The sequence below is a fragment of the Picosynechococcus sp. PCC 7003 genome, from assembly GCF_001693255.1.
GTDB lineage: Bacteria > Cyanobacteriota > Cyanobacteriia > Cyanobacteriales > MRBY01 > MRBY01.
In genome coordinates, this window is sequence record NZ_CP016476.1 from 208,057 (window position 1) to 230,937 (window position 22,881).

General features: G+C 45.1%; 22 protein-coding genes. 8 read left to right on the forward strand and 14 right to left on the reverse strand.

The genetic code is table 11. The features are described from left to right. The first annotated feature begins 39 nt into the window (after positions 1-39). Complete coding sequence (locus AWQ21_RS15535; protein WP_232315166.1) at positions 40-948, forward strand: MORN repeat-containing protein; 909 nt, start codon at positions 40-42, stop codon at positions 946-948. A gap of 38 nt (positions 949-986) precedes the next feature. Here AWQ21_RS15535 and AWQ21_RS15540 read toward each other — a convergent pair whose 3' ends face one another. From AWQ21_RS15540 to AWQ21_RS15560, 5 genes are all read right to left on the reverse strand, one after another. After that, entirely contained in the window at positions 987-1,526 is a 540-nt protein-coding gene (locus AWQ21_RS15540; RefSeq protein WP_065715600.1) for a hypothetical protein, read from the reverse strand. 60 nt (positions 1,527-1,586) lie between these two features. Continuing rightward, a complete protein-coding gene (locus AWQ21_RS15545; protein WP_232315167.1) occupies positions 1,587-2,522 on the reverse strand; it encodes an ABC transporter substrate-binding protein in 936 nt (311 codons plus the stop codon). A 113-nt stretch (positions 2,523-2,635) separates the two neighbouring features. Next, on the reverse strand, positions 2,636-5,287 hold the full coding sequence (locus tag AWQ21_RS15550) for a TonB-dependent hemoglobin/transferrin/lactoferrin family receptor (protein WP_232315168.1): 2,652 nt from the start codon (positions 5,285-5,287) through the stop codon (positions 2,636-2,638). A 99-nt stretch (positions 5,288-5,386) separates the two neighbouring features. Beyond that, positions 5,387-6,220: an ABC transporter ATP-binding protein gene (locus AWQ21_RS15555; RefSeq protein ID WP_065715601.1), complete on the reverse strand. Its 834-nt coding sequence runs from the start codon at positions 6,218-6,220 to the stop codon at positions 5,387-5,389. Further along, the gene (locus tag AWQ21_RS15560) at positions 6,217-7,239 is read right to left on the reverse strand and encodes an iron ABC transporter permease (RefSeq protein ID WP_065715645.1); all 1,023 of its coding nucleotides are present in this window, start codon (positions 7,237-7,239) and stop codon (positions 6,217-6,219) included. Before AWQ21_RS15560 ends, AWQ21_RS15555 begins: the two co-directional genes overlap by 4 nt. A 513-nt stretch (positions 7,240-7,752) precedes the next feature. Here AWQ21_RS15560 and AWQ21_RS15565 point away from each other — a divergent pair. From AWQ21_RS15565 to AWQ21_RS15575, 3 genes are all read left to right on the forward strand, one after another. After that, positions 7,753-7,947 (forward strand): DUF2892 domain-containing protein, encoded by a 195-nt coding sequence (locus tag AWQ21_RS15565; RefSeq protein ID WP_065715602.1) that lies wholly within the window; start codon positions 7,753-7,755, stop codon positions 7,945-7,947. 57 nt (positions 7,948-8,004) lie between these two features. Beyond that, on the forward strand, positions 8,005-8,538 hold the full coding sequence (petC, locus tag AWQ21_RS15570) for a cytochrome b6-f complex iron-sulfur subunit (protein WP_065715603.1): 534 nt from the start codon (positions 8,005-8,007) through the stop codon (positions 8,536-8,538). Between the two features lie 390 nt (positions 8,539-8,928). Next, positions 8,929-9,486, forward strand: coding sequence for a ferritin family protein (locus AWQ21_RS15575; protein ID WP_065715604.1), 558 nt, complete (start codon positions 8,929-8,931; stop codon positions 9,484-9,486). Between the two features lie 43 nt (positions 9,487-9,529). On the opposite strand, the gene tnpA is transcribed toward AWQ21_RS15575, so the two are convergent. Next, a complete protein-coding gene (gene tnpA, locus AWQ21_RS15580; protein WP_065715605.1) occupies positions 9,530-9,940 on the reverse strand; it encodes an IS200/IS605 family transposase in 411 nt (136 codons plus the stop codon). A gap of 28 nt (positions 9,941-9,968) precedes the next feature. On the opposite strand from tnpA, the gene AWQ21_RS15585 reads away from it, so the two are divergent. Then, positions 9,969-11,207: an RNA-guided endonuclease TnpB family protein gene (locus tag AWQ21_RS15585; protein ID WP_065715606.1), complete on the forward strand. Its 1,239-nt coding sequence runs from the start codon at positions 9,969-9,971 to the stop codon at positions 11,205-11,207. Between the two features lie 164 nt (positions 11,208-11,371). Here the strand turns inward: AWQ21_RS15585 and AWQ21_RS16005 are convergent, their stop codons facing one another. The 5 genes from AWQ21_RS16005 to AWQ21_RS15605 form a co-directional block, all read right to left on the reverse strand. Continuing rightward, on the reverse strand, positions 11,372-11,878 hold the full coding sequence (locus AWQ21_RS16005) for a hypothetical protein (RefSeq protein WP_071932310.1): 507 nt from the start codon (positions 11,876-11,878) through the stop codon (positions 11,372-11,374). After that, on the reverse strand, positions 11,866-12,957 hold the full coding sequence (locus AWQ21_RS15590; RefSeq protein WP_065715607.1) for a glycosyltransferase family 2 protein: 1,092 nt from the start codon (positions 12,955-12,957) through the stop codon (positions 11,866-11,868). Before AWQ21_RS15590 ends, AWQ21_RS16005 begins: the two co-directional genes overlap by 13 nt. A gap of 153 nt (positions 12,958-13,110) precedes the next feature. Beyond that, a complete protein-coding gene (locus AWQ21_RS15595) occupies positions 13,111-13,644 on the reverse strand; it encodes a hypothetical protein (protein ID WP_065715608.1) in 534 nt (177 codons plus the stop codon). 19 nt (positions 13,645-13,663) lie between these two features. Further along, a complete protein-coding gene (locus AWQ21_RS15600) occupies positions 13,664-14,092 on the reverse strand; it encodes a pentapeptide repeat-containing protein (protein ID WP_065715609.1) in 429 nt (142 codons plus the stop codon). A 92-nt stretch (positions 14,093-14,184) separates the two neighbouring features. Then, positions 14,185-14,484 (reverse strand): DUF3240 family protein, encoded by a 300-nt coding sequence (locus AWQ21_RS15605; protein WP_065715610.1) that lies wholly within the window; start codon positions 14,482-14,484, stop codon positions 14,185-14,187. Between the two features lie 475 nt (positions 14,485-14,959). Here AWQ21_RS15605 and AWQ21_RS15610 point away from each other — a divergent pair, with 475 nt between their 5' ends. The 3 genes from AWQ21_RS15610 (at position 14,960) to AWQ21_RS15620 (ending at position 19,032) form a co-directional block, all read left to right on the forward strand. Next, entirely contained in the window at positions 14,960-15,499 is a 540-nt protein-coding gene (locus AWQ21_RS15610) for a DUF3592 domain-containing protein (RefSeq protein ID WP_198159740.1), read from the forward strand. A gap of 362 nt (positions 15,500-15,861) precedes the next feature. After that, positions 15,862-17,700: a protein kinase domain-containing protein gene (locus AWQ21_RS16445; protein WP_065715612.1), complete on the forward strand. Its 1,839-nt coding sequence runs from the start codon at positions 15,862-15,864 to the stop codon at positions 17,698-17,700. A 126-nt stretch (positions 17,701-17,826) separates the two neighbouring features. Further along, positions 17,827-19,032: a serine hydrolase gene (locus AWQ21_RS15620; protein ID WP_065715613.1), complete on the forward strand. Its 1,206-nt coding sequence runs from the start codon at positions 17,827-17,829 to the stop codon at positions 19,030-19,032. Here the strand turns inward: AWQ21_RS15620 and AWQ21_RS15625 are convergent. The 3 genes from AWQ21_RS15625 to AWQ21_RS15635 are packed head-to-tail and all read right to left on the reverse strand — an operon-like array spanning position 19,029 to position 22,879. After that, the gene (locus AWQ21_RS15625; RefSeq protein WP_065715614.1) at positions 19,029-20,276 is read right to left on the reverse strand and encodes a TM2 domain-containing protein; all 1,248 of its coding nucleotides are present in this window, start codon (positions 20,274-20,276) and stop codon (positions 19,029-19,031) included. The genes AWQ21_RS15620 and AWQ21_RS15625 overlap by 4 nt on opposite strands. Before the next feature lie 35 nt (positions 20,277-20,311). After that, a complete protein-coding gene (locus AWQ21_RS15630) occupies positions 20,312-21,829 on the reverse strand; it encodes a hypothetical protein (protein WP_157094817.1) in 1,518 nt (505 codons plus the stop codon). Positions 21,830-21,874: 45 nt separating this feature from the next. Beyond that, positions 21,875-22,879 carry a prefoldin domain-containing protein gene (locus tag AWQ21_RS15635; RefSeq protein WP_065715616.1) on the reverse strand — a complete coding sequence of 335 codons (1,005 nt, stop codon included), beginning with the start codon at positions 22,877-22,879 and terminating at the stop codon, positions 21,875-21,877. Between the last annotated feature and the right edge of the window lie 2 nt (positions 22,880-22,881).

The following is a 22,881-nucleotide window of genomic DNA, read 5'->3' on the forward strand; positions in this document are numbered from 1 at the left end:
GAGTTTATGTTTTACCCATTTACCGGATTGTTTTTAACTATGATGATGCAGCACAATCGTTTTTTGTCCTTTGGTCTGGTTCTCTGGGGCATCCTGGGGACAGCGGCGATCGCCAATGGGGTAACTGTGTCTTTACCCGATGGTGGCCAATGTGAAGGTGAAGTGGTGGAAGGTCAACTCCAGGGGCCAGTGATCTGTGTGTATGGCAACGGCGATCGCTATGAAGGGGAGTTTGTCGGCGGCGAAAAAGAGGGCGAGGGAATCTATACTTTTGCGGCGGATGGACGTTACGAAGGGGAATTCCAAGGGGGCCAAATCCAGGGCCGCGGCATCCGGGAATATGGCAATGGCGATCGCTATGAGGGAGAGTTTGAAGCGGGACTACCCCACGGTCAAGGTACCTTTTCGACAACTGACGGCGGCAGTTACACGGGTGAATTTGTGGCGGGCATCCCCAACGGCGAGGGAACCTTTGTCTTTAGTGATGGCGAGCGTTGTACGGGTACTGTCATCGACGGCGATCTCATGGGGCCGGGTGTCTGTGAATATAGCAATGGCGATCGCTACGAGGGGTCATTAAAGAATAACCTTCCCGACGGTGAAGGGACTTTTACCTTTAGTGATGGCAGTCAGTACACTGGGGAAGTGGCCCTGGGGGCAATTACTGGCGAAGGAGTTTACACCCTGACCAATGGCAATGAGTATGCCGGGGAATTTGTTGGTGGTAACTTCATGGGCCAAGGTACCTTTACCTTTAGCAATGGCGATCGCTGCGAAGGGGAGTTTAGGGATAATCTACTGAACGGCCCAGGGGTCTGTGCCTATGCCGATGGCGATCGCTACGAAGGCAATTTCCAAAATGATCTCTACCAGGGGGCCGGGGTTTATATTTTCAGCGATGGCACCCGCATTGAAGGCACTTGGGCAGCGGGGGAACTGGTTGAATGATTTCCTGGGGCGATCGCCAATGGCATGATGAGAATCCGCTAAATCGATTGTAGTGACATCCGAATTGCCTCACATTGCTCTGGGTCATATTGCCAACGCTCTAAAAAGTCTTGGTAATCTCCTGAACCAGCTTCGAGGGTTTGCAGCAGGCGCAACCGTTCATTTTTAAAGACGGCTAAATTGCGCTGTTCCAGTTGTTGCAGAAGATTCAGAGAGCGTGTCTTGACCCGTTCTGAACCCTGTTGCTGGGTAAAATCGCCGTTGCGTCGGTGGGCGATCGCCATGGCCGTAGACATCGCCACATTTTTCACCAAAATTTCGTAAATATGTTCTGCCACCTGGGTAAAACCTTCCAGGAAAATTTCTGGCACCTGATCCGCGAGGGGACTATTGCCCGTTAAATAACTCACAAAAAAGCCCCGCACCCCATCTCGATGGCTTAACACCGCCTGCATTTGGGTGAGAATTTCCGCATCAGTGAGTTGTTGGGCTGCGACCTGCTCTAACCAAGTTTGGGTAAAGGCGATCGCCTCCTGGAAGGAAAGGGATTGGAGGTGGGTTACATTGGCGTTTGGCATGGGTTTTGGGGTTGAGGAAATAGGAGAATTATGAAGGAAAAAGCTTGATTGGGCAGCAATTTAGGTGATCCCTTGCAACTTTTCACAGGTGCTTTGGATGGCGTCAATGCCCCCCGGATTCACAAGGCCATAATAATCAAAAGTATAGAGGCGGTCATTTTTGACGGCGGCTAAATCCTGCCAAAAGGGAGCGGATTTAAGTTGATTGATCGAATCATCTCCCACATCCACCATGATCAAAACTTCGGGATTAGCCGTCAGAACCTTTTCGGGGGAAAGAGTCACATAACCTTGCTGGGGACTATCCCCCTGGAGATCGGCAACGAGATTATTGAACTGGAAACGGGTCAACAAATCCCCTGCCCAACTGTTTTTATTGGGGGCGAGGATCGGCTGATTACTGACTAAAACCAGAGTCGGATCGTCCGGAGAAGCACCTTGGGGCACGCATTGGGCGTAGCTTTGGAGTAGGGGCGTCGGGTCGGTTTGGGTTTTCTCGGCGAGGGTCTGGGTTAATTCTTCGAGCGATCGCCAATCGGGGACAGCGGTGGCGAGGGTTTGAATGCCCAACTCTTCTAATCTTGCCAACACTTGATCATGGAATCCCGTTGCGCCAACGACTAAATCCGGTTTCAAGGCGACAATTTTTTCGAGGCTGGGGGGCGTTTGGCCTTCGCTGACGGTAGGTAAATCTTGAAAGACGGGATTGTTTGCTAAAAGACGACTGCCAGGGATGCCGACTAATTTTTCCGCGTCAAGACGGGCAATAATATCCGCCGATAGGGACGTTAAAGCCACAATTTTTGTTGCTGTTTCCGGGGTGGGTGCTTGGTTGGCGATCGCCGTTGCTGGGTCACTGGAGTCTGATAAATTCGGTGGTGTTTGGCCACAGCCCCCGGCCAGCGCTAGAACGAGTAATACACTGAGGGAACGTCGGGTTGAAAAAAACGGCATCATCGTTCTATGGCGAAATTGGGCAGAAATTGCGTTAGACATGGATATTCTCCAAAAGGTAAACAACAAAATTCAGCAAAAATAGTGCAATGAAGAGCGAACGACAAAGGGAAAACAGGGCGTTTTTATCCTTGTCGATTAAATGGGGATCAACGTTAAAATTGCCAAGTTAAACCGGCCCGTAGGCTAACCCCCGGTTGCGCAAAACGGTCAATATCCACAGGTTCCGGCGAATTTAAGAGGGGTCGGACATCGGAATAAAGGAAATACTGATTGTTAAACAGGTTAAAAATCCCCGCATTCAGCTTGAGATTAGGATTGATGTTGTAATAGCCCAATAGATCCACCACGGCATACCCTTCTGGACTGTAGGAACCCGCTGGGCGATCGCCCCGGAGTCGTGGTTCACCCACTAAAGTGGCAATCAGATCCGTACCCCACCGATCTTCCTGACCGCGATATCGCAAGCCCAACACCGCCTTGAGGGGTTCCACGCTTTCCAGGGGTTCGTCATCTTCTAGGTCATCCCCCACCGTCAGACCCAAACTACCAATCACACTAAACCCGTGGGGTTGATCACTAAAGCGATATTCCCCAGCCAGTTCGACACCGTAAGTACGGGCCGCGCCCACGTTTTGGGATTGGAATAAATTAACGGGTGGGCCATTATCAATAAATTCAACCCCAGCACTGGCAAAGGTTTCAATAAAGTTTTCGTAATAGCTATAGAAACCCGTCACACTAAAATTCCCCCGGGGGAAATCACCACGAATCCCTAACTCAAAAGTGTCGCTGGTTTCCGGTTTGAGATTCGGATTTGATAGGGTTTTATAGCGGAAAAAAGGGCTGGTTAAATTTGTAAAGCCCGCATTGATTTCACTGTACAAAGGTGACCGAAAACCCCGGGCATAGCGACCGACTAGGGCAATTTCTGGGGAGGTTTGCCACACAAAGCCTAGGTTAGGGGAAAAGGCAGAATCACTAAAGTCAGTAGCTTCGGCATCAGGACTGTTGCGTTGGTAAAGCTCATCAATAGTAGTATCGAGGCGATAGGTGTCATAGCGCAGACCGGGCAAAAGGGTAAAGGTATCCGACAAGGCCATTTCATTTTGGAGATAGATCCCAAAGCGAGTCGTTTCTGAATCTGGGAAATCCTTCACTGGGAAGTTATCAGAACCCACCTGATTGGTCGTTAGGGTAACATTACCAGCGGCATCAAAGCGGGTTTCTAAGCCATCTCTGGTTCGTTCATTATTGGTCTTTGATAAATCAAAGCCATAGGTTAAACGGTTATCAATATTGCCCCAACGGAAATTACTTTGTAGCTGTACCTCACCACCAAACAGCTCGTCGGTAAAGGTATTACTGAGATTACGAAAACGTCGTTCTGTCTCTGCGGAATTTAAGAAATCCTGGGTGCGCAGCTCATCAACACCAGCATTTTGGTAGTAAATTTGCGCCTTGGCATTGTCAATGAAGCCTCCTCCGTCGGGGTTGTCATAGAGGTAAGCAAGACTGTACCGTTCCCGATAGGAATCTGCTTCGAGGGTTTCGTTTTGGCCCTGGAACCCCCGGGGGCCTTGAAGCAGGGGCGCAGTAATTGGTGCGACTTGGAATTCATTGGTGCTGCGGAAAATTTCGGTGGTAAAGGCCAGGGTAGAATTTTCACTGAGGTTGAAATTTAACTTCCCAAGGAAATTATCGCGATCGCCATAGCGGTCATCCACAAACTCATTGCCTTCGGGGAGGCGGGCCTCGAACCCACTGCGACCGTTATAGCCAATTAATGCCTCCAGGGAACCGGCCCGGAAGGCGGTCACTGCACCATAATTTAAGCTTTTGTCGGTGGTTTCGAAGCCGGTGGAGATCCGCGTAAAGTTATTTTTGTCGGTTAAAGCCAAAAGATCGCTGGGATCAATGGTTTGGAAGCTAACTACCCCACCGAGGGCATCACTGCCATAGAGGGCAGAGGCCGGGCCGCGAATAATTTCTACCCGTTGTAAGCTATCAAGATCCACATAATCTCGTCCCAAAGCCGGGGTGCCAAAGGTAAATTGGGTCGGAATCCGAATACCATCATTAAGAATCAGGACTCGATTGCCCCCTAGACCCCGGATGTTAATATCCTGCAGCCCATAGCGTCGATCATTTCCCACAGAAACATTGGGTTCGTAGCGGACAAGATCCCGCAAATCTTGGACAAGATTATCGTCAATTTCTTCGGCATCAATCACACTGATCGAGCCGGGGGTACGATTCACAAGGCGCGGTGATCGCGTGCCCAACACTGTAATTTCGAGTTCTTCGACGGGCATCGCGTCTAGATTTAGAGTCATTTCCGCCAGATCTACCATGTCCTCGTTGGTCGCAATGGCAGCCATGGTGTCGAGGGAAACAGCCGTTGCTGGTAATTCCCCTTGACCCTGGACAATAATTTCCAGGCGATCGCCTCCCTGTTGTTCGACTGTAATCGCTGCAATATCAGCGGTCGGTGCGGTAAATTGCCAATTTTGACCATCGGGTAGAGCGAGGATGGCGGGTTCTACGGTTGCGACTAGATCTGTGCCTCGCTGAATAAAGGGTTGACCAGGTAGGGTTAAGGATTGCCCCGCCGCCGTTTCGAGAATGATGTTCACGCGGTCGGGTTGGGGATCGAGGCGGATTCCAGTGATGGTCACGGGTTGGGCTTGGGCCAAGAAGTTTGTTTCCGGATTTATTTGGGCGATCGCCTCCCCTGGGGATACGCAAAACATGAAGGGTACCAAGCCACACAACGCCAAACCATAACGCAGCTGATAAGGTTTCATAGATAAATCAGTTAATGAGTATAAATAGATGTAATTGCAATAGGTAGAGCATGATCTGATGGAAACAAAGACCAGATTTGAGCAGTATCAGCGGCCTAATTAAACCGAGGCTGGCCCTAAAACGCAGATTTGTAAGCCCACAGGGGTCGGTATTGTCACCGCTTCTACCCCAAAACCAAACCGTAGATTTTCTGGAGTCATCACCGCAGTGGGTGTCCCCAGGGCAAAGAGTTTGCCGTCCTTAACCATGGCTAGGCGATCGCTGTAACGGGTCGCCAAATTTAGCTCATGAAGAACGGTGACAATGGTCAAATTTTGCTCGCGGTTTAACTGCTTAAGCAGTTCCAACAGTTCCAGTTGATAATGGATGTCCAGAAACGTTGTGGGTTCATCCAAAATGAGAATCTTTGGCTTTTGGGCCAGGGCCAAGGCGAGAAAAGCCCGTTGACGTTCTCCACCAGACAGTTGCGCCACGGGGCGATGAGCAAACTGACTCAGTTGGGTCTGGGCCAGGGCTTGATCGATCTGGACGTGATCCGCCTCGCTGTATTCCCACTGCCACCAGTTTTGGTGGGGGGCTCTCCCTAAACCGACCAGCTGCCGTACGGTTAAGCCCATCGGAATCCGGGATTGTTGGGGTAAAATCGCCAGACTGCGGGCCACTTCCTGGGGCGATCGCCGCTGAATTGCTTTTCCGTCCAAGCGCACTACTCCCCGTTGTGGCTTGAGAATGCGACTCAAGAGCCGGAGTAGGGTGGACTTTCCCGATCCATTTCCCCCGACGATGGTCAGCCATTCCCCTGGATGCACCGTTAAGTTGACATCCTGAACCACTGACCTTTTGGTATAGCCTCCAAACAGATGCTCCCCTTCGAGCAAAGATGACCTTGAAGATTCCGGTGGTTGTACCTTTAATGCCTGCGATAATGTCATGCCTGAGCCTCCCGACCTCGCCGATAGAGCAACGCAATAAATAATGGTGATCCCAACAGGGCTGTGACAGCTCCCACGGGTAATTCCACTGCCCCAGAGCGAGATAGGAGATCCGCCAAGGTTAAGACCCACGCCCCAGCCAGGGCCGAGAGGGGTAAAATCCAGCGGTAGTCTGCTCCTACTAAGAGCCGTACCCCATGGGGCACCACCAAACCCACAAAACCGATAAGGCCAGAAATACTCACTGCACTGGCTGCCAATAAGCTGGCAATGCCGCCAATCAGTAACCGCGATCGCACCAGGGAAACCCCCAGACCCACCGCCGCATCATCACCGAGATTCAGCAAATTTAAAGACCGTCCCAATAAACAGCCGACAATCAAGGCCACACTCAGATAGGGGGCCACCAAGCTTAAATCCTGCCAACCGCGACCGTTGAGACTACCGATTAACCAGTTGAGAGCCGCCTGGATACGACTGTCATCCGCTAAGAGGATCAGGGTGGTTTGGACTGCCCCAAACAGGGAACTTACCGCCACCCCCGCCAGTACCAGACGCTCTACGGACAGGCCGCCGCCCACATAGCCGAGGCCATAGACCACCGCTGCGGTGACCAAAGCCCCCAGCCAGGCCCCCAAAGGAATCCAAATCGCTAGGACATTGAGGGTAATAAAGGCGATCGCCACCAAACCGGCCCCCGCCGAGATGCCGAGGATAAACGGATCGGCGAGGCTATTGCGGAGTAACCCCTGGAGAAGCGCACCGGATAACCCCAAAGCGGCTCCCACCACCAAGGCCACCACAATGCGAGGTAAGCGCAAATCCCAAATAATCGTTTGAAACATTGGGTCACCCTGGTGTCTCAGCGCTTGCCAGACTTGATCCAAACTCATGGTTACAGCCCCCTGACATAGGGCAACAATACTGGTGATCACCACTAGGACAGCGAGTAGAGCAGATGTCCAAGCCACCCTTTGTTGAGAATAATCCTGAGTTGAAAACGGAAAACACCTAAGCATCGATCTCAATAGCTGAAATTTAATAGCAAAAATAAAGTCCATTGATAAGCGGCTCAGAGACATTGCCTGGGCCTTGGACACGTTAAAAAAACCGAGAAAAATAACTGTCAATAACTTAATTCAAGCAAAACCCCATGGCCCATTAACCGCGATTGACTAATGTTATGGGGTCGATGACATCTCCCTAAAGTTGCAATTAATTAGCATTAACCTAGAGACTTTAGGGGATCATTATTGTCCTGTCAAGCAAACTACTAGAAATCTTTTTCAATTAGAGTTGAGCAAGTGTTGCCAGCTATCGAAGCCAGGCCAGAACAAGCCCCTGGGCGTTTTGTGGCGAGATCCGCCTGGACAAGCAGACAAATCCAGCAAACCAGAAATATTGACTACATAGCTAATTAGTTTTATATTGATAGATAAGTTGGATGTCAGCCAAAAGCAGCATCAATATCCATGCTCGATATTTGGTTCCATCAGCTCCATTACTCAACCTTTGGGTCGGAGATAAACAAAATGTTTAACAATGTTGGCACTGGCGATCGCCTCATTCGCCTCTTACTTGCAAGCACCTTGGCCTACTTCGGCTTATTTATCTACAGTGGCTCTGTCCTCGGTACTGCTTTAGTGACCGTTGCCGCTGTTCTCACCTTAAGTGCCGTACTGGGTTCCTGTATGCTCTACGGCTTACTCAAGATCAATACCCGTTAGTAGCACCTATTTTGTTCAACAATTCAACAAATTTTATTTAAGAAAGGAGCATCATTCATGGAAGATAGTCTGCCCATCGATAGCCCTTCCCTTTCCCGGCGACAATTATTAAACTTTCTCACAGGTGCAGTGGTTGCCAGTACCATTGGCCCTGCCCTTTATCCTGTCGCAAAATTTTTCAGTCCCCCCAAAGAAGTGGGTGCAGATGGATCAATTCTTGCTAAAGATATTAACGGCAATTTGATTCCAGCAAGCCAATTATTGGCCGAAGCACCAGGCACAAGAGCCCTAGTCGCCGGGTTGGCAGGGGAACCCACTTATTTAACCATTCAAGAAGACGGCACCCTACATCCTTGGGGTATTGTCGATAACTGTACTCACCTTGGTTGTACCTTCCCGTGGAATGAAAATGACGACCAGTTTCAATGTCCCTGCCATGGTTCCCGTTATGATGCCGAAGGGCGTGTGGTTCGTGGCCCAGCACCACTCCCTCTACGACTTGCCCATATCTATTTAGAAGGGGATTATGTCCGCATTGCCCCTTGGACAGAAGTTGATCCACGTACTGGTGCAAAACCTTGGTGGGTTTAATATTTTTGGGGATTTAAAGTTTTCTTAGATCCAATTCAGCACGGTTTAAGGATGCTCAAAAGGCTGATGTTTTCTTCTCGATTAAAACTGTGTTTTTTCTTTTTTAGGAAATTTAATCTATCCATAAACTTTACATCTAGCACTTATTTAATGTCAAAGGATTAAGCAATAAAAATCTCAACTCAAAGCCGACTTTTTTTGAGAGGCTATTTATAAAGTTAGTCAATGTCTTGATCCGCCCTCTAAATCTCCTCACTAAAGCTCCGGCAAACTGGGGAACTTTGACCCCGTTAATCATCTTAAAATCTCCCCCAAACTGGGGGTCGGGGGGCTTTATCAATAAGCTCTGAATCCAGCTTCTTTTCTAAAATTAATCATAGGAAATCTTCCATGGGACACCAATATCGCCATCAAAATCAGCATTGTTCTAGTAAGAAAGACCACCTCAACCATTATTTAGGCATTGGTCTTTGTCTCGCCCTTCTAGTGTCATCCCAGGAACTCGCAGCGGCACCGGGGGCGATCGCCCCAGAAACTCAACAGGCGATGGTGGAAGCCATCCAAGATGAATACCGCGCCCGGGCCTTGTATCAAGCTATCATCGAGAAATTTGGGGTAATTCGCCCCTTTAGCAAGATTATTCACTCAGAAACGCGCCACGCAGAACATTTAAGTCAATTGTTCCGTAAGTACAATCTACCGATCCCCGAAGATACTTTTGCCTATCAGGTGGATGCTCCCGCAACGGTTCAAGAAGCTTGTCGAATGGCGATCGCCGCTGAGATTGACAATGTTGAGATGTACGATCGGTTTCTAGACTTTGTTCAAGAGGATGACTTGCGCACCACCTTTACACAACTGCGTTCTATTTCCCTAAATCGGCACAAACCAGCCTTCGAACGTTGCCTGAACTTGGGCGCTATCCTTCCCTATCCCTCTGTAGGGTAGGGAAGAATAGCGCGGCTACTGAAGAGAAACAGAAGTAGCCAAATCAGTTAACTCCCGCTTGGTCAGCGATGTACTGCTTAACTCGTTCTAATGGCGCGCCCCCAGCAGAAGAAACATAATAAGAGCTAGACCAGAAGACAGGCTTACGGTAGACCTGTTCGAGGCAGTCACGATATTCCTTGCGGAGAATGCGACTAGAAGCCCCCTTCAAGCTAGCGACGAACTGAGCAATGTTGTTGTTGGGGTGGACATCTAACAGGAGATGGACATGGTCAGGTTCTCCGTTGATTTCAATAACCTTACATTTATTGGCTGTACAAACCCGTTGAAATACTTCAGCCATAGTTTGCAGCATTGCTTCATCAATAATATTGCGGCGATATTTCGTCACAAAAACGAGATGAAGGTAAATGGAGAAAACGGAGTGTGCTCCCTTTCTATGAGTAGGTTTCATTTACTTATATGTAAGTTATAATTCAATCATGCTAACACGCCGCATCACTTACCGTATCTATCCCAATAAGCAGCAAGAACAAAAGCTACATTATTGGCGGCGCTTGCACTGCAATTTGTACAACGCAGCAATAGCTAATCGCAAAACCCAGTACCAAAAATTCAATCATTCCGTGGATTACTTTGAGCAGCAAAATAGTTTGCCGGAGTTCAAGAGAGTATGGCCAGAATTTAAGGAGCTGGGGTCCCATGCCCTACAGGCAACGTTAAAGCGAGTGGACTTTGCCTTCAACCGATTTTTTAAGGGATTGGGGGGATACCCAAAGTTCAAGGCAGCTCGACGCTATGGAGGGTGGACGTATCCCTGCGGTGCAGGCTGGAAGGTAGAAACAGAAGGTCAACATGGCTATCTAAAGCTGAGCAATGTGGGAAGGATGCAAATGAGGGGCAAGGCCCGTACCTGGGGAAAGCCAACAACCTGCACGATATTCTTCCGCCATGGGAAATGGTATGCCTCAATCACGGTCAAATGTGAACCCAAGCGGGAAGCTGGGGATGGGTCTGTCGGTATTGATTTAGGCTGCAAAGAGGCGATTACGTTTTCTACAGGAGAGCAAATCAGCAAGCCAGATTTTATTAAGGAGGGAGAACAGCAGGTTAAGCAAGCATCCAAGCAACTCAGACGGAAGCGTGCCCCAAACCGCACGAAAAAGGTAAGAGCATCTCGTCGGTGGAAACGCCAACGGCAGAAGCTCTCAAAGTTACAACGGAAGGTTGCACATCAACGGGAGGACTGGATTCATCAAACCACCAGCCGCATAGTCAGCAGTAATAGCCTAGTGGCAGGTGAGCAGTTAAACGTCAAAAACATGACCCGAAAAGGGAAGAAGCAAAAACGCCAAAAGGCAGGGCTAAACCGTTCTATCTTGTCGGTGGGATTTGCCTCGATAGGGCAATGCCTGGAGTACAAACTGGCAGAGGCGGGTGGATTCTATGTAGAGTCTCCTACCCGGAAACTAAAGCCCTCACAGCGTTGCGCTAAATGCTGGGAGCTAACGCCAAAGACATTGGCAGACAGGGTACATATTTGCTCAAACCCGAAATGTAGCCATGTAGAAGATAGAGATATCAATGCAGCTCAGGTTAATTTAGCCTGGGCAAGGGGCAAGGGACTTGCCTCTTTAGTCGCGGAGCCGCCAAGCTCTACCGATTGCGGAAGCATGAGGCAACTTGGGGCGATGAAACGACGGAAACTCCATGCCTCTTAGGCTGGAGTAGTTCATTTGTATCAAAAGCCATCCCAGAAGGACGGGACTTTAGACCCATTTTTCTTCGGTAAAGTTTAGGGAGCGATAAGCCCAATGTTGTCTGCCTAGCGAATATGCAACAAAGCCTTAGCATACGATTCTTCCGCTCCTGATGTGACCCCTATTTAGCAGTTAGATTGTTGCCTGAGGATATCTTGGAGGCGAAGACGGTTATACCGCTGTACCCATATACAGGGCAGATTGAGGATCGTTCCAAAACTAAAATTGATGACGATGCCCCATCCCGGAGTCCATAGCATCGTTACTATCCAGAACGCCCATATTCCTAGATGGACATATTCTGCTCGACGAGTTTCAGCTAGAAATCGAGATAATACAGCAGAATTTTTACCATCAATGGCATCTTTACGGAATCCCCCTGGAAAAAAGTTTCCGGCCTCTGGTAATCGATCTTTCCAGCGTTTGATACCTAAATGATGTTCATAGCAGCTCCGTGTTTCCCCGAAAAAATAGGGTAGTGTCAGGCAAGTGTCGTTTTCAAGAAAATGTAGTGGTAAGCGATGGCATAGGTAGCCCACAACAAATGACCAAGTTGTCCAACCTCCAACACATAATCCAATTATTATCGAAGCTGATGGACGAAAAATAGGCAAGGCGATTAAGCTTTCCATTGAGTGCTAATAATGCGTCCTTTCCAATCAATTTGTCCTCGTTTTAACTTGAAAATTGCCATTATAAATACGCCAATAAAGAACACTACCGGAATTGGGAAAAGTAAAGCCATCCATCGAAAAGAGCCTACTGGCCTGATGATAATTGCGAGTTGGAGAGCAAAGGCAATATAAAGAAGTAAGTTGTATGGCAAAGAGGAATCACCAACTATTGGCCAACCCAATAAAGCTGCAGGCAGACACCAACTTGTCCAAAATAATGCTGAAAGCCACAGCAAAACAGCCAACATGCGTATTTTAGAGACTTGTCCAGCAGCAGTGGCAAAATTCTTGTTAAAACCATCTATCAGGTCAGAGAGCCCACCTGGGTACATCCGATAGTCCAGTTGACCATGGCCTATATAGGCACTGGCAGGTAGTTTAGCCTGTTCATAGGCATGGGCAATAAACCAATCTTCAACCACGTAACCCGACACACAATCATGGCCACCGACTTGCTCATAGTCCACTTTGCTCGTAGCCATAGCCGGACCAAACGCTACACCTCCAGCAGGCCCTAATTTTACAGCCATTAGGCCTACGAGATTGAACAGTAAAGCTAACTGTTCATAAAGGTATTCTGTGCGGTGATAGGGTTGGATAGAAACCAGTCCCCCTAGATGTTGAACTGTGCCTACCAACCGCCGTAGTAAATCTGCACTGGGTTCCGTATCAGCATCGAGAAAGACAAAAATATCACCAGATGCGTGAGTATATCCGGTTTTGAGAGCCCAGTTTTTACCTGTCCACCCAGAAGGTAGAGGTGCAGTTCGCACAACTTTAACTCCAGCTTGCTGAGCGATTTGGGTAGTGGCGTCTGTTGATTGATCGTCAACTACAATGATTTCGTAAGGCTTGAATGTTTGCTGCCTTAGGGCGCTTAGTAGATGAGGAAGTGTATCCTCTTCATTACGGGCCGGAATCAAGACGGAGACTTTAGGGGAACCGATCACTGAGTAATCTGGTATGTGTGGGAGTTGCCACATCAAAGCCCAACCAATGAGCCAACGCACTACCAGAGTGACGGACATTAAATCCATTATGATTTAGCCATCCTGCACGACTGGAAATTTATTGTTACTTAATTATAACAATGTTCGATTAAAAAATTTGCTCGACAAACTTTATCTTGAGTAGTTATAACCAAGGGTAAGTCAATATTTACTTTTGGCTTAATATCAAATCTAAACTGACTAAGATTGCCGTATTTGTTCTAGATAACTCTCTACATTCCGTCCCATCTGAATCAAATTTGGTTCAATCCTTTTAGCCAAGAGCTTCTCAATCCAGGAAACCATCTGATTACGCGTAAAAGAAGGTACACCATGGATAGCGCTAAGGTCAACCTGAAGTAAACCTCGGTTTTTGACTAATGTGCGATCACCTTGATCTAGAAAACGATTTTGACCAGATAGGCTAATTGCTTCTTGGTAAGCATGGGTTCTGATATGCCAGTCTACTGTAAATGTTTGGTTATTCCAGACATCATATTCCGTCCAATCGAATAGGCTTTTACTCAAAAGCTTTCGGGCAGCATTAGGAATATTACCACCTCCGTGCCATTCTATTTCCAAGTAAACTTGTTGATTGATTTTCTGGTGAGATTTAAGTTCTAATGATTTTACATTAGGCAAGCTTAATCCTAACTCTACCAATTCATCCCGATAGGTAGCATACACCAAAGATCGGGGAAAAGGTATTTGAAAATCAACTGAAATTTTGAGCATGATTCAGTCTTTCTATATTTTAGAAATAAGCACCGTTTAGATTTGCACCCAGAAGATTGGTTTTTTGCAAATAGACACCTGTTAAATCTGCACCACGTAAATCAGCCTCCGATAAATTTGTGTTTTGGACATTCGCACCACGCAAGTCAGCTCCCCCTAAATTTGCACCATGTAAATCTGCACCACTGAGATCTGCTCCTCGTAAATCTGCACCACTAAAATCTGTGTCACTCAAATCCGCACTTCTCAGACAAGCTTCAACCATCTCAGTATTAGCAAGATTTGCCTGCCGTAACTGAGCTTTCGTCAAACTTACTTTCTTGAGATCTGAACCACTCAGAATCACACCATCTAAATATGCATTATCTAGACAGCTCTGCATTAAATTCACATGACTAAAATCACGTTCGCCCGCTTTATATCGTTGGATCATTTCTTGAGCATTCATGATTATTAACCAAATAAGATCTTTAGTCCAAAATTTATTGGATATTTCGAAGCAGATTAGAAGAACATATTGCATAGTCATAATGACTATCTTTAATCAAATATTCCTTCTATGGGTTGTTGGAATGCAACCAGTGCGTGAGTCTCTTGCAATGATTTTAGATTTTGCAATAATCGAGTTGCAAGTTCTGGGTTAACGATTGTCTGAAGTAGAATATTTGTGTTATATCCAGCAACATCACCCATGCGCTTACCATGACTGCCTGCTCCCTGGGCTGGAATAATTGTATAACCAGATACTCCTAATTCGGTAAGTAGTCTAACAAAACTTTCTTGCAAAACTGCTTCACTAATAATCGTTACTAACATACCTTTGGTAAAATCAGTAGACATGAGAAACCTCCGACAATTTTATTGCCCATGGGTAATTTAATAAGATCGTATGTTTGTTCTTTTTTTATACTCAAGCATACAACGAAATCAATTTAGCCCCAAAAGGTAGAAAAGACCTACCTCTATGTCTATTCTAGTCGCCTTATTTTCCTACATCGAAAATTAGTCATTATGTTTTAATCTTTGGGGTAAATGAATCGGCATGATATCTAAATTCTGTGGATAAGCATTTTCAAAAAGTCTTTTATGATAAGCTCTTTTAAGATTTGCTCAAATAATTTTGATTTGAATTATGTGCCAACTGTCCAATTGTCCAATTAATGAGAAGCTATGAACTACTCCATGCCTCTTAGAGGTCATTTATAAAGTAAACGAATTTCTTGGTTTGCCCCCTAAATCCCCCAAAATGGGGGCCGGGGGTCTTTATAAACAGGCTCTTAGTAATAGGCAAGAAGAAAAATTGGAGGATGACCGAATGTCTGATGAAAAAGTTCAAGCCCTTAAAACCCTTTCCCGTTTTGGTCTTGGACTCGGTATTTTGGGTGGACTACTAAGTATTTTTGGAATTTATTTTCTGGTTATTGCTAATCAATCATTGTCATGGCCCTCTGTACAAGGCTCTGTTGTGCAGACTGAGATCCGTAGGGAAACTAGGTCAAAGGGGTCTCCTGGAGCGACACTAAATACTTATGTTGAGTATTATGTATCCGTTAACTACACCTACGATGTTGAGGGACATTCTTACTTCTCTTCTCGCTATTCACTGGGAGAAGGTGATCGGGTTAGTCGTAGGTACAAAGAGCGTTCTGATGCCGAAGCCGAAGCCATATCGCGTTTTCCAGAAGGAACGACAGTTATCGTGTATTACGATCCTAAACAGCCAACCGAAGCGGTTCTCACCACGGGTTGGAATTGGGGAACATTTACTCCACTCTTGATGGGAGTCTTTTTTGGCGGGTCGGGGTGGCTATTCTATGCTGTTGGCAAATCTGCAAACATCACTTCAGGGCAGTAAGGCACGCTGCGATCGCCCCTAGTTTGCACTTAATCAAGTAGTCACTTGATTAATAATCATTACCCTCAGTTCCCTTAGAGGCTGTTTATAAAGTTAGTCAATGTCTTGATCCGCCCCCTAAATCTCCTCACTAAAGCTCCGGCAAGCTGGGGGCCGGGGGGCTTTATAAATAAGCTCTTAAAGGCAGGATCGGGAAATCAACAAATATAAATGAACCTTTACCATAGAATGGTTGTCAGCACACCTTAAATGCTGCCGAGCTGAGCGTAATTCTGATTAAAGCTTGCCATAAATAGGGCAAGAAATTTGTTTCTTAGTCGAGTTCCAGTAAGATGGATGTTAAATTTTGACACCATGGGGAAATGAACAGAAAAATTCTCGACGGTCGTTATCGGATTTTGCAGAAACTGGGTCAGGGTGGTTTCGGGGATACATTTCTCGCTGAAGACTTGCATATGCCATCCCTAAGACGTTGTGTGATCAAGCGTCTCAAACCCATTGCTAATGATCCCGTTGCCCATCAGCTCGTGCAGGATCGTTTTGAACGGGAAGCTGTACTTCTTGAAAAATTGGGTGATGATCATGAGCAGATTCCTCGCTTATATGCCTATGTCGCGGAAGCAAAGAGGTTTTATCTCATTCAAGAATGGATTGAGGGGGTCACTCTACAGGATGCAGTGCAATATGAAGGCCCCTGGTCAAGTGCTGATGTCAAAAAATGGCTCCTGGAAATTTTGCCTGTTCTCGACTTTATCCATAACCAAGGACTGGTACACCGAGATATCAAACCAGACAATATCATTCTCCGCAAAGGCGATCGCCAACCCGTATTGATTGACTTTGGTGCCGTTAAAGAAACCATGAACATGACAAAAGCTGGTTCAGATCAAAACGGCAAGTCAATTGTGATTGGTACGCCAGGCTTCATGGCCTCAGAACAAAGTATTGGTCGGCCTGTTTTTAGTAGTGATTTGTATAGTCTCGGTTTAACGGCGATTTATCTGTTGACCGGAAAGTTGCCTAGTGAACTACCGAATGATCCAGTAACAGGCAAAATTCTCTGGCGTCTCTGGTTTCAAAGCAATAATGTCGCCGATGAACATTTAGCCACAGTTTTAGAACAAGCCATTCAACCCCAGCCCAAAGACCGTTTCAATGATGCCCAAGCGATGATCACAGCTTTGCAAGCAGAGATTTCAGTCGCAACACCATCGCCTGTAGTCGTTCCCCCTACTCCTCAACCCCAAACAATCCACAATCCTACGGTTGCCGTGGCAGGTAGCGGCACGGCGGTCGATCATAGTCAAATTCAGCCGGCTGCCAGGGGAATGGCTGATTGGCAAAAAGCAATTTTGACGGGGAGTGTAGTCGGTGCTTTCTTGTTAGGGGGGATTGTTCTCAGTACGCAATTGCTCAATCGCCCTGATGGTGAAGGCATCATTTCCCTAGAAAGTAATCAAGCTGAAACGGATTCTGGCTCTACTGATAATTCCAGACAAGCTTCAGAAACACTTCCTCCTCTAGCTTATAAGGATAGTTGTGGTGATTCGTTGGGTGATGCCAGCACTTGGTACCGAGTGATTGGTGAGGCTACGACGTTAGAGCGGGTTAAAAGCAACTATTGTGGCGATGCTTTCTTGCGGAGTGATAATACAATTCAAGTGGCAAGTTTTCTCTCGCGGGATAAAACCCAGAGCTTTATTAATCAATTGACCCAAGAAACGGGTCAAATTTTTCGGATCGAAGAAGCCCAAAAAACATCACCGCCACCTGCTGCGATATCCCAGGGAGAGGCAGCAGATATGGTCGCTGATTGGCTGAACTGTAAGCAGGATTTGTTTGATTATCCCTATAACCGCAGTTGTGGCACGCAGATTCTGACAGGCAAAGCCTTTAATGATAATATCCGCCGCAGTGATGGTCAACAGAGTTCGGTGGAATGGCTTGAGAATAATGGGTCTTACTACACTTTCGCCAATCAGGCAGTGGAAGAGGTCAGAAACCTCCAGGTTGTGGATGGACAACAGGCGATCGCCGATGTGGTTGTTACAGAACAACGAATCCTTTATAACGCCAATGGCAATATTGACCGCAATGCTAGCGGCTATGACCAGCGATTGGTGCGCTATAACCTCCGTCGAGTCAATGGTGCTTGGAAAATCGCTGACTACAACACCATCGAGGTACTTTGGCGTCGCTAAAGTTAATTCAATTCAGTTCGGTTATTGCTTTTTTCTTCAATTATGTGGAGGTTTACTCGTTTGAATCAGCCTGCTCCAAAATCATCTCAGCCAAAACCAAATCGTCGTCCTCGATCCCAGGTTGCTATGAGTCCCCAGCAGTTTGTGGCTCTGGTGGGTGGTATGGCGATCGCCATTGTTGTCGGTGGTGTTTGGCTGATCCGGGCCTCTCTGGGGCCAACTCAGCAAACAACCGAGTCAACTGAGACTGTCGAAACTGGATCTCAAGAAGAACTTCCTGTTCCAGCTCCCCCAGACTCAGCGGGTAATGAGGTCGCCGCCGTTCCAGAAACCCTGTTAGTACAACCAATTTGGCGGGCTTGGTACAATGCCCAAGATCCACTGCGCAACTATGCTCCTAGCGCTCAACTGCAGGGCATTATCACAGAGATTCAAGGGCTAGCCCAGGCTGAAAATCTGCCACCGGAAGCGATGTCTATGGTGCTTGTAGATCTCAATCGTCAGGCGATCGCCAGCTACCGACCGGATACCTTTCACTATCCTGCAAGTGTCCCTAAACTCTTTTGGCTAGTCGCTTTTTACGCCCAAGTTGAGCAAGGCTTATTAAACTACGCTGGCTATGCAGAAGATGTTGCCCTCATGGTCGAGCAATCTGACAACAATGCCACCAGTCGGATCATTGATGCGATGACCCGCACGACCCAAACCCAAACCAGCGCAACTCCTGATAATTTCGGCGCTTGGTATACCCAACGCGGTCAACTCAACGGCTTTTTTCAGGCTGCTGGCTATGCAGGTTTAAATATTACCCAAAAAACCTATCCGATCACCGATGTAGAAATTATGGAACCCATCGGTTTTGATCTAAAAATGCGAGAAAATCCTGAAGATGCGACTAAACCGATCCGTAATCGTTTGAGTGCTTACCAAGCTGCCCGTTTAATGGCAGAAATTGCGGTCGGAGAAGGAATCTCACCCACTGACAATTCAGAGATTTTGCAACTGTTAGCGCGAGATCTGAGCCAAGATTGGCAAAGTCCAAAAACTTATTTTAATCCGGTGCAGCATTTCTTTGGTGAAGGTCTTCCTCCAGACACCAAGCTTTACTCAAAGGCTGGTTGGACAAGTCAAGGTCGCCATGAAGTTGCTTACATCGAGAGTGCCGATGGTCAACAAAAATATGTCCTGAGTGTTTTCGCCGATCACCCTGCCTATTCAGAAAATGAAACTTTTTTCCCGGCGATCGCCCAACTCGTCCACTCAAAAATCAAGTCCCCTGCTGGCGCTGCACCACAAACTGAGGCTCAGTCGTGGGTAAATCCTACTAACTAAGTACTTTCCGTGAGACGGCAATTACCGGGTTTAATGAGCGTCCAAATACCGTCTTTTTCTCCTTTGACTTCAGCGGGTTTAATCAAGCTTACAATCGCACCTTGGCCGTCACATCTAAAAATGTCTTTTCCCATATCGAGCCAAGTTAATTGTCCATAATAAGGAGAAAGAAAATCTGGTACTAAAAAGCATTGTTTGTCAAATTTAACAATCATAAACTCTGCATCACGGTGGGTTTCTACCTGATCAAACTGGATAATTTCATCTTTATTAATTTGTGTGCTTAAAGTGCTTTGACTGATAGTAACGGGATAAGCACTATCAAAGAACGTTTGGTTTTTCTCATTAAAGGCTTCTACTAACATCTCAAATTCAGCATTTTGGCCAAAATATAAGCCTGATTCTTGAATTTGCCAGCTATTATCATCGGTTTGTTTTACCTTGGCTGGTTTTTTTAATGCTAGTTCTTCCCCAGAACCATAAACTTTAAACATTTTAGTACCTGAATAGAGAGATTCTAGATCTTTATAATGGGGGGATAGAAAATTAGGCACAGCAAAATGCTCTTGGTTAATCTGGACAGTAATAAATGCGGCTTTGGGAATATCCAGAACCTGCATTAAATCGGCTTTTGAGTTTGATTTTCTTTCTTTCTTGGGGATTGGGGTGAGTAAAACCATGCCACGTTCCCTGAAAAAAGTTTCATCTTTGTTGAGAAAAGCAGTCACAACTGTGCGGGCAGAATAGTTTTCGATGGAATGGTCAAAGATATTTTTAGGTTGCGCTGTTGGTTGAAATGACGTTTGAACAGAGATCTGGGTAAATATTTGAGATTGGGCTTCTTTAATGCCCGCAATAGAATCTTGTTGACTAATAATAATAGAGCTCAATTCTCTATTTTTACTTTTTAAGGTCTGGAGTTCTCTTTCTAATTTCTGAATAGTCTGCTCTAAGTAATTTAGTTTTTGATTATTTTGTTTTAGCGCTGCATTTTCTGAGCTATTATTAGCAAGATATTGAGAAACTTTGTTTTGGACTGTAGGAATATTAAACTTCTGTCTAAATTCGTCTTCGCTTAGAGAACAGTAATAAATTCCTTCAATTATGCCAATAATTGTTGGGATATAAGTCCAGAAAAATAAAAGATAAAGAACTCCGAGGAATACTTCTCCTAGGTAAAATTTATGAATACCAAAGGAGCCTAATAAAATGGCGAGGGCTGCTGCTGAATTTCTGCGAACCATGATTATTTTCTAAAATATTTTTTTGTGGATTCAACTTATAGAGTAGAAGAAATTAGTAAACTGTCCATGTCATCTAGTTTTAGACATTCTCCCGGACTAGTTAATAGCCAATTTCCATCAGTATCTTTTTTAGCTTGCGCAGGTGTCTTAAGATAAAATTCTCTACCGGAACCACTAATGTTAAATGTGTCGGAAAAAGTTTCCTGAGAAATAAATTGCTGGTAATAAGGAGACATAAAGTCAGGCACTAGCAGATATGTGTTGTCAACTTCAATAATCATAAATTCTGCATCACGGTGCTGTTCTACCTCGTTAAAGTAGATTTTTTTTGTATTTTGGTTCTTTGTATAATTTGTTGTTGCCAAATAAGCAGAGCGAAAATACCGTTGTGATTGTATATTAAACGCAATGATTAACTGCTGATTTTTACTAGTATGTTTTTCAGAGGAATTTTGTCTTACTTTACTATCTTGAGTTTCTTTTACTTTATATTTTGATTTTTGAATTTTTTCATTGTCTAACTCAGTTTGAGAATTATATTCCCAGTCAAGAAGAAGAGAACAAGGCTCTATTAAATTCCATATACCATTTTTGCTTTGGGAATATTGAACAATACCAGGTTCAATAAGTTCGATAGTTTGCCCATTGCCTTGGTAATTGAAAATATCACTATTTTCAAATAACCACTGATCTAAATTTGCATAGTATGGGCTAAAAAAATTAGGAATTAGTAAATATCTAGAGTTGACATTGACAGCTAAACAAAGAGCATCTCTGGGATTGTCAATATCAATGAATTTTACGATTCTTTTTGCTTTTGTGCTGGTATCATCACTACCAATTGTACTTTCATCCAAGGTTAAATAATAAGTATCCTGATGAAAAAAAGCTGTATCTTGAGAATTGAAAGCTGTAATTACTTTTTGATATGGATCTTGCTGTACAACTGAAGCAGATTGTGAATAATCAAGATAGTTTGAATGGTCAATTTTATCTCTGATTTGATATTGTTGTTTTTCTTGAAAATTTGGTGCTGAAAAAGAGCTTTGAGAATGATCTGAAGAAATTTGTTTCCTAAATTGTTCGAATTCTTTCTCTAAATTCTGCACAGTTTGATTTAATTCATTAATTTTATCAGATGAGCGTTTGCGAAAATCATCCTTTTTCTTCTTCTCTGCATTAACCCATATTTTTAATTGCATGTATCCCAAAATGCCTGGAGCCCAAAGTGCTAAATAGCCACAACTGAAGATTATAAAAACAATGATAGTATTCCATGGAAAACTGGATCTATCAGAATCCTCTTGATTGCTAGAATTGTCAGGCTCTACTGGCGTCGAGGTCTCGGACACCCAGCCAAGACCTGGGCGCCACCTGTCGGTTACTTCTGCTTCTAAGGTCTCAGAACTTTCTTCATTATTGAGATTGTCAGACTCTACTGGCATCGAGGTCTCACTGCGAGGAAACTGACTTTGTTCTCTATCTCGCGTTCCACATGAGGTAATGTTCCCGACAATAAGTAAAAGAATGAGTAACCATCTAAAATTTTTCATTATGGCTTAGAACAACTTTTTTAAAATTAGATTGATTAAATGAACCTAGCTCAACTGTAATCTTACGGGTTCTATTAGATTCCAGATGCCATTTTCACTTTGGGAGTACTGGACTTTGCCAGGTCTAATTAATTCGACAGTTTGCCCGTTGCCTTGATAATCAAAAATGTCAATGTTGTCAGATAACCACTGATCTAAATTTTCATAGTATGGACTAAAGAAGTTAGGAATTAATAAATATTCAGAGTTAACATTGACGGCTAAACAAAGAGCATCTCTAAGGTTGTCAATATCAATGAATTTTACGATTCGCTTCGCTCCTGCACTGGTCTCACCACCAATCGTACTTTCGTCTAAAGCTAAATAATAGGTAGTATTCTGCTGGAAGAAAGTTGTATCTTTGGTATTGAAAGCCGTAATGACTTCCTGGTATGGATCTCGCTGTACAACTGGAGCAGGTTGTGAATGAACAGGATAATTTGAATAATTAGTTTTATCTTGGACTGGATATTGTTGTCTTTCTGAAAACCTTGAGGACGAAAGAGAGTTTTGAGAACTAATTGAAGTAATTTGCTTCTCAAGCTTTTGCAATTGTTGTTCTATTTTCTGGTTTTGGTCAACTAAAGTTTCTACCTTTTTGTCCAGTGATTCCAATAATTCATTTATTTCTAGTTTAGGTAAGTGGTCAGAAAATTTATGACCACTTATATTATTTGCCTTTTTGCTGGGGTTTGAACGCAAAGGCTGCGAGGATATGTTGGAAGTTGGTCTTGAATTTTTTGTGTATTTGTTTGATTTATTATTCTTCTGATTGTTTACTTTTATGTACATCGAAAACAATCCAATTCCTCCAGCTAGAAGTAGTAAAGCGATAAAAGTGACGTAACCCAGTGGAAAACCATTTCCATCTCCCTCTTCACCGGTATCTGCTGGGGACCCAATATCATTAGGGGATGGCGGATTTTCAGTGTGATTTCTTGGTCCACATGAAACAAGGTTCCCCGTAACAAGTAGAAGAATGAGTAACCATTTAAACTTTTTCATCTTCATTA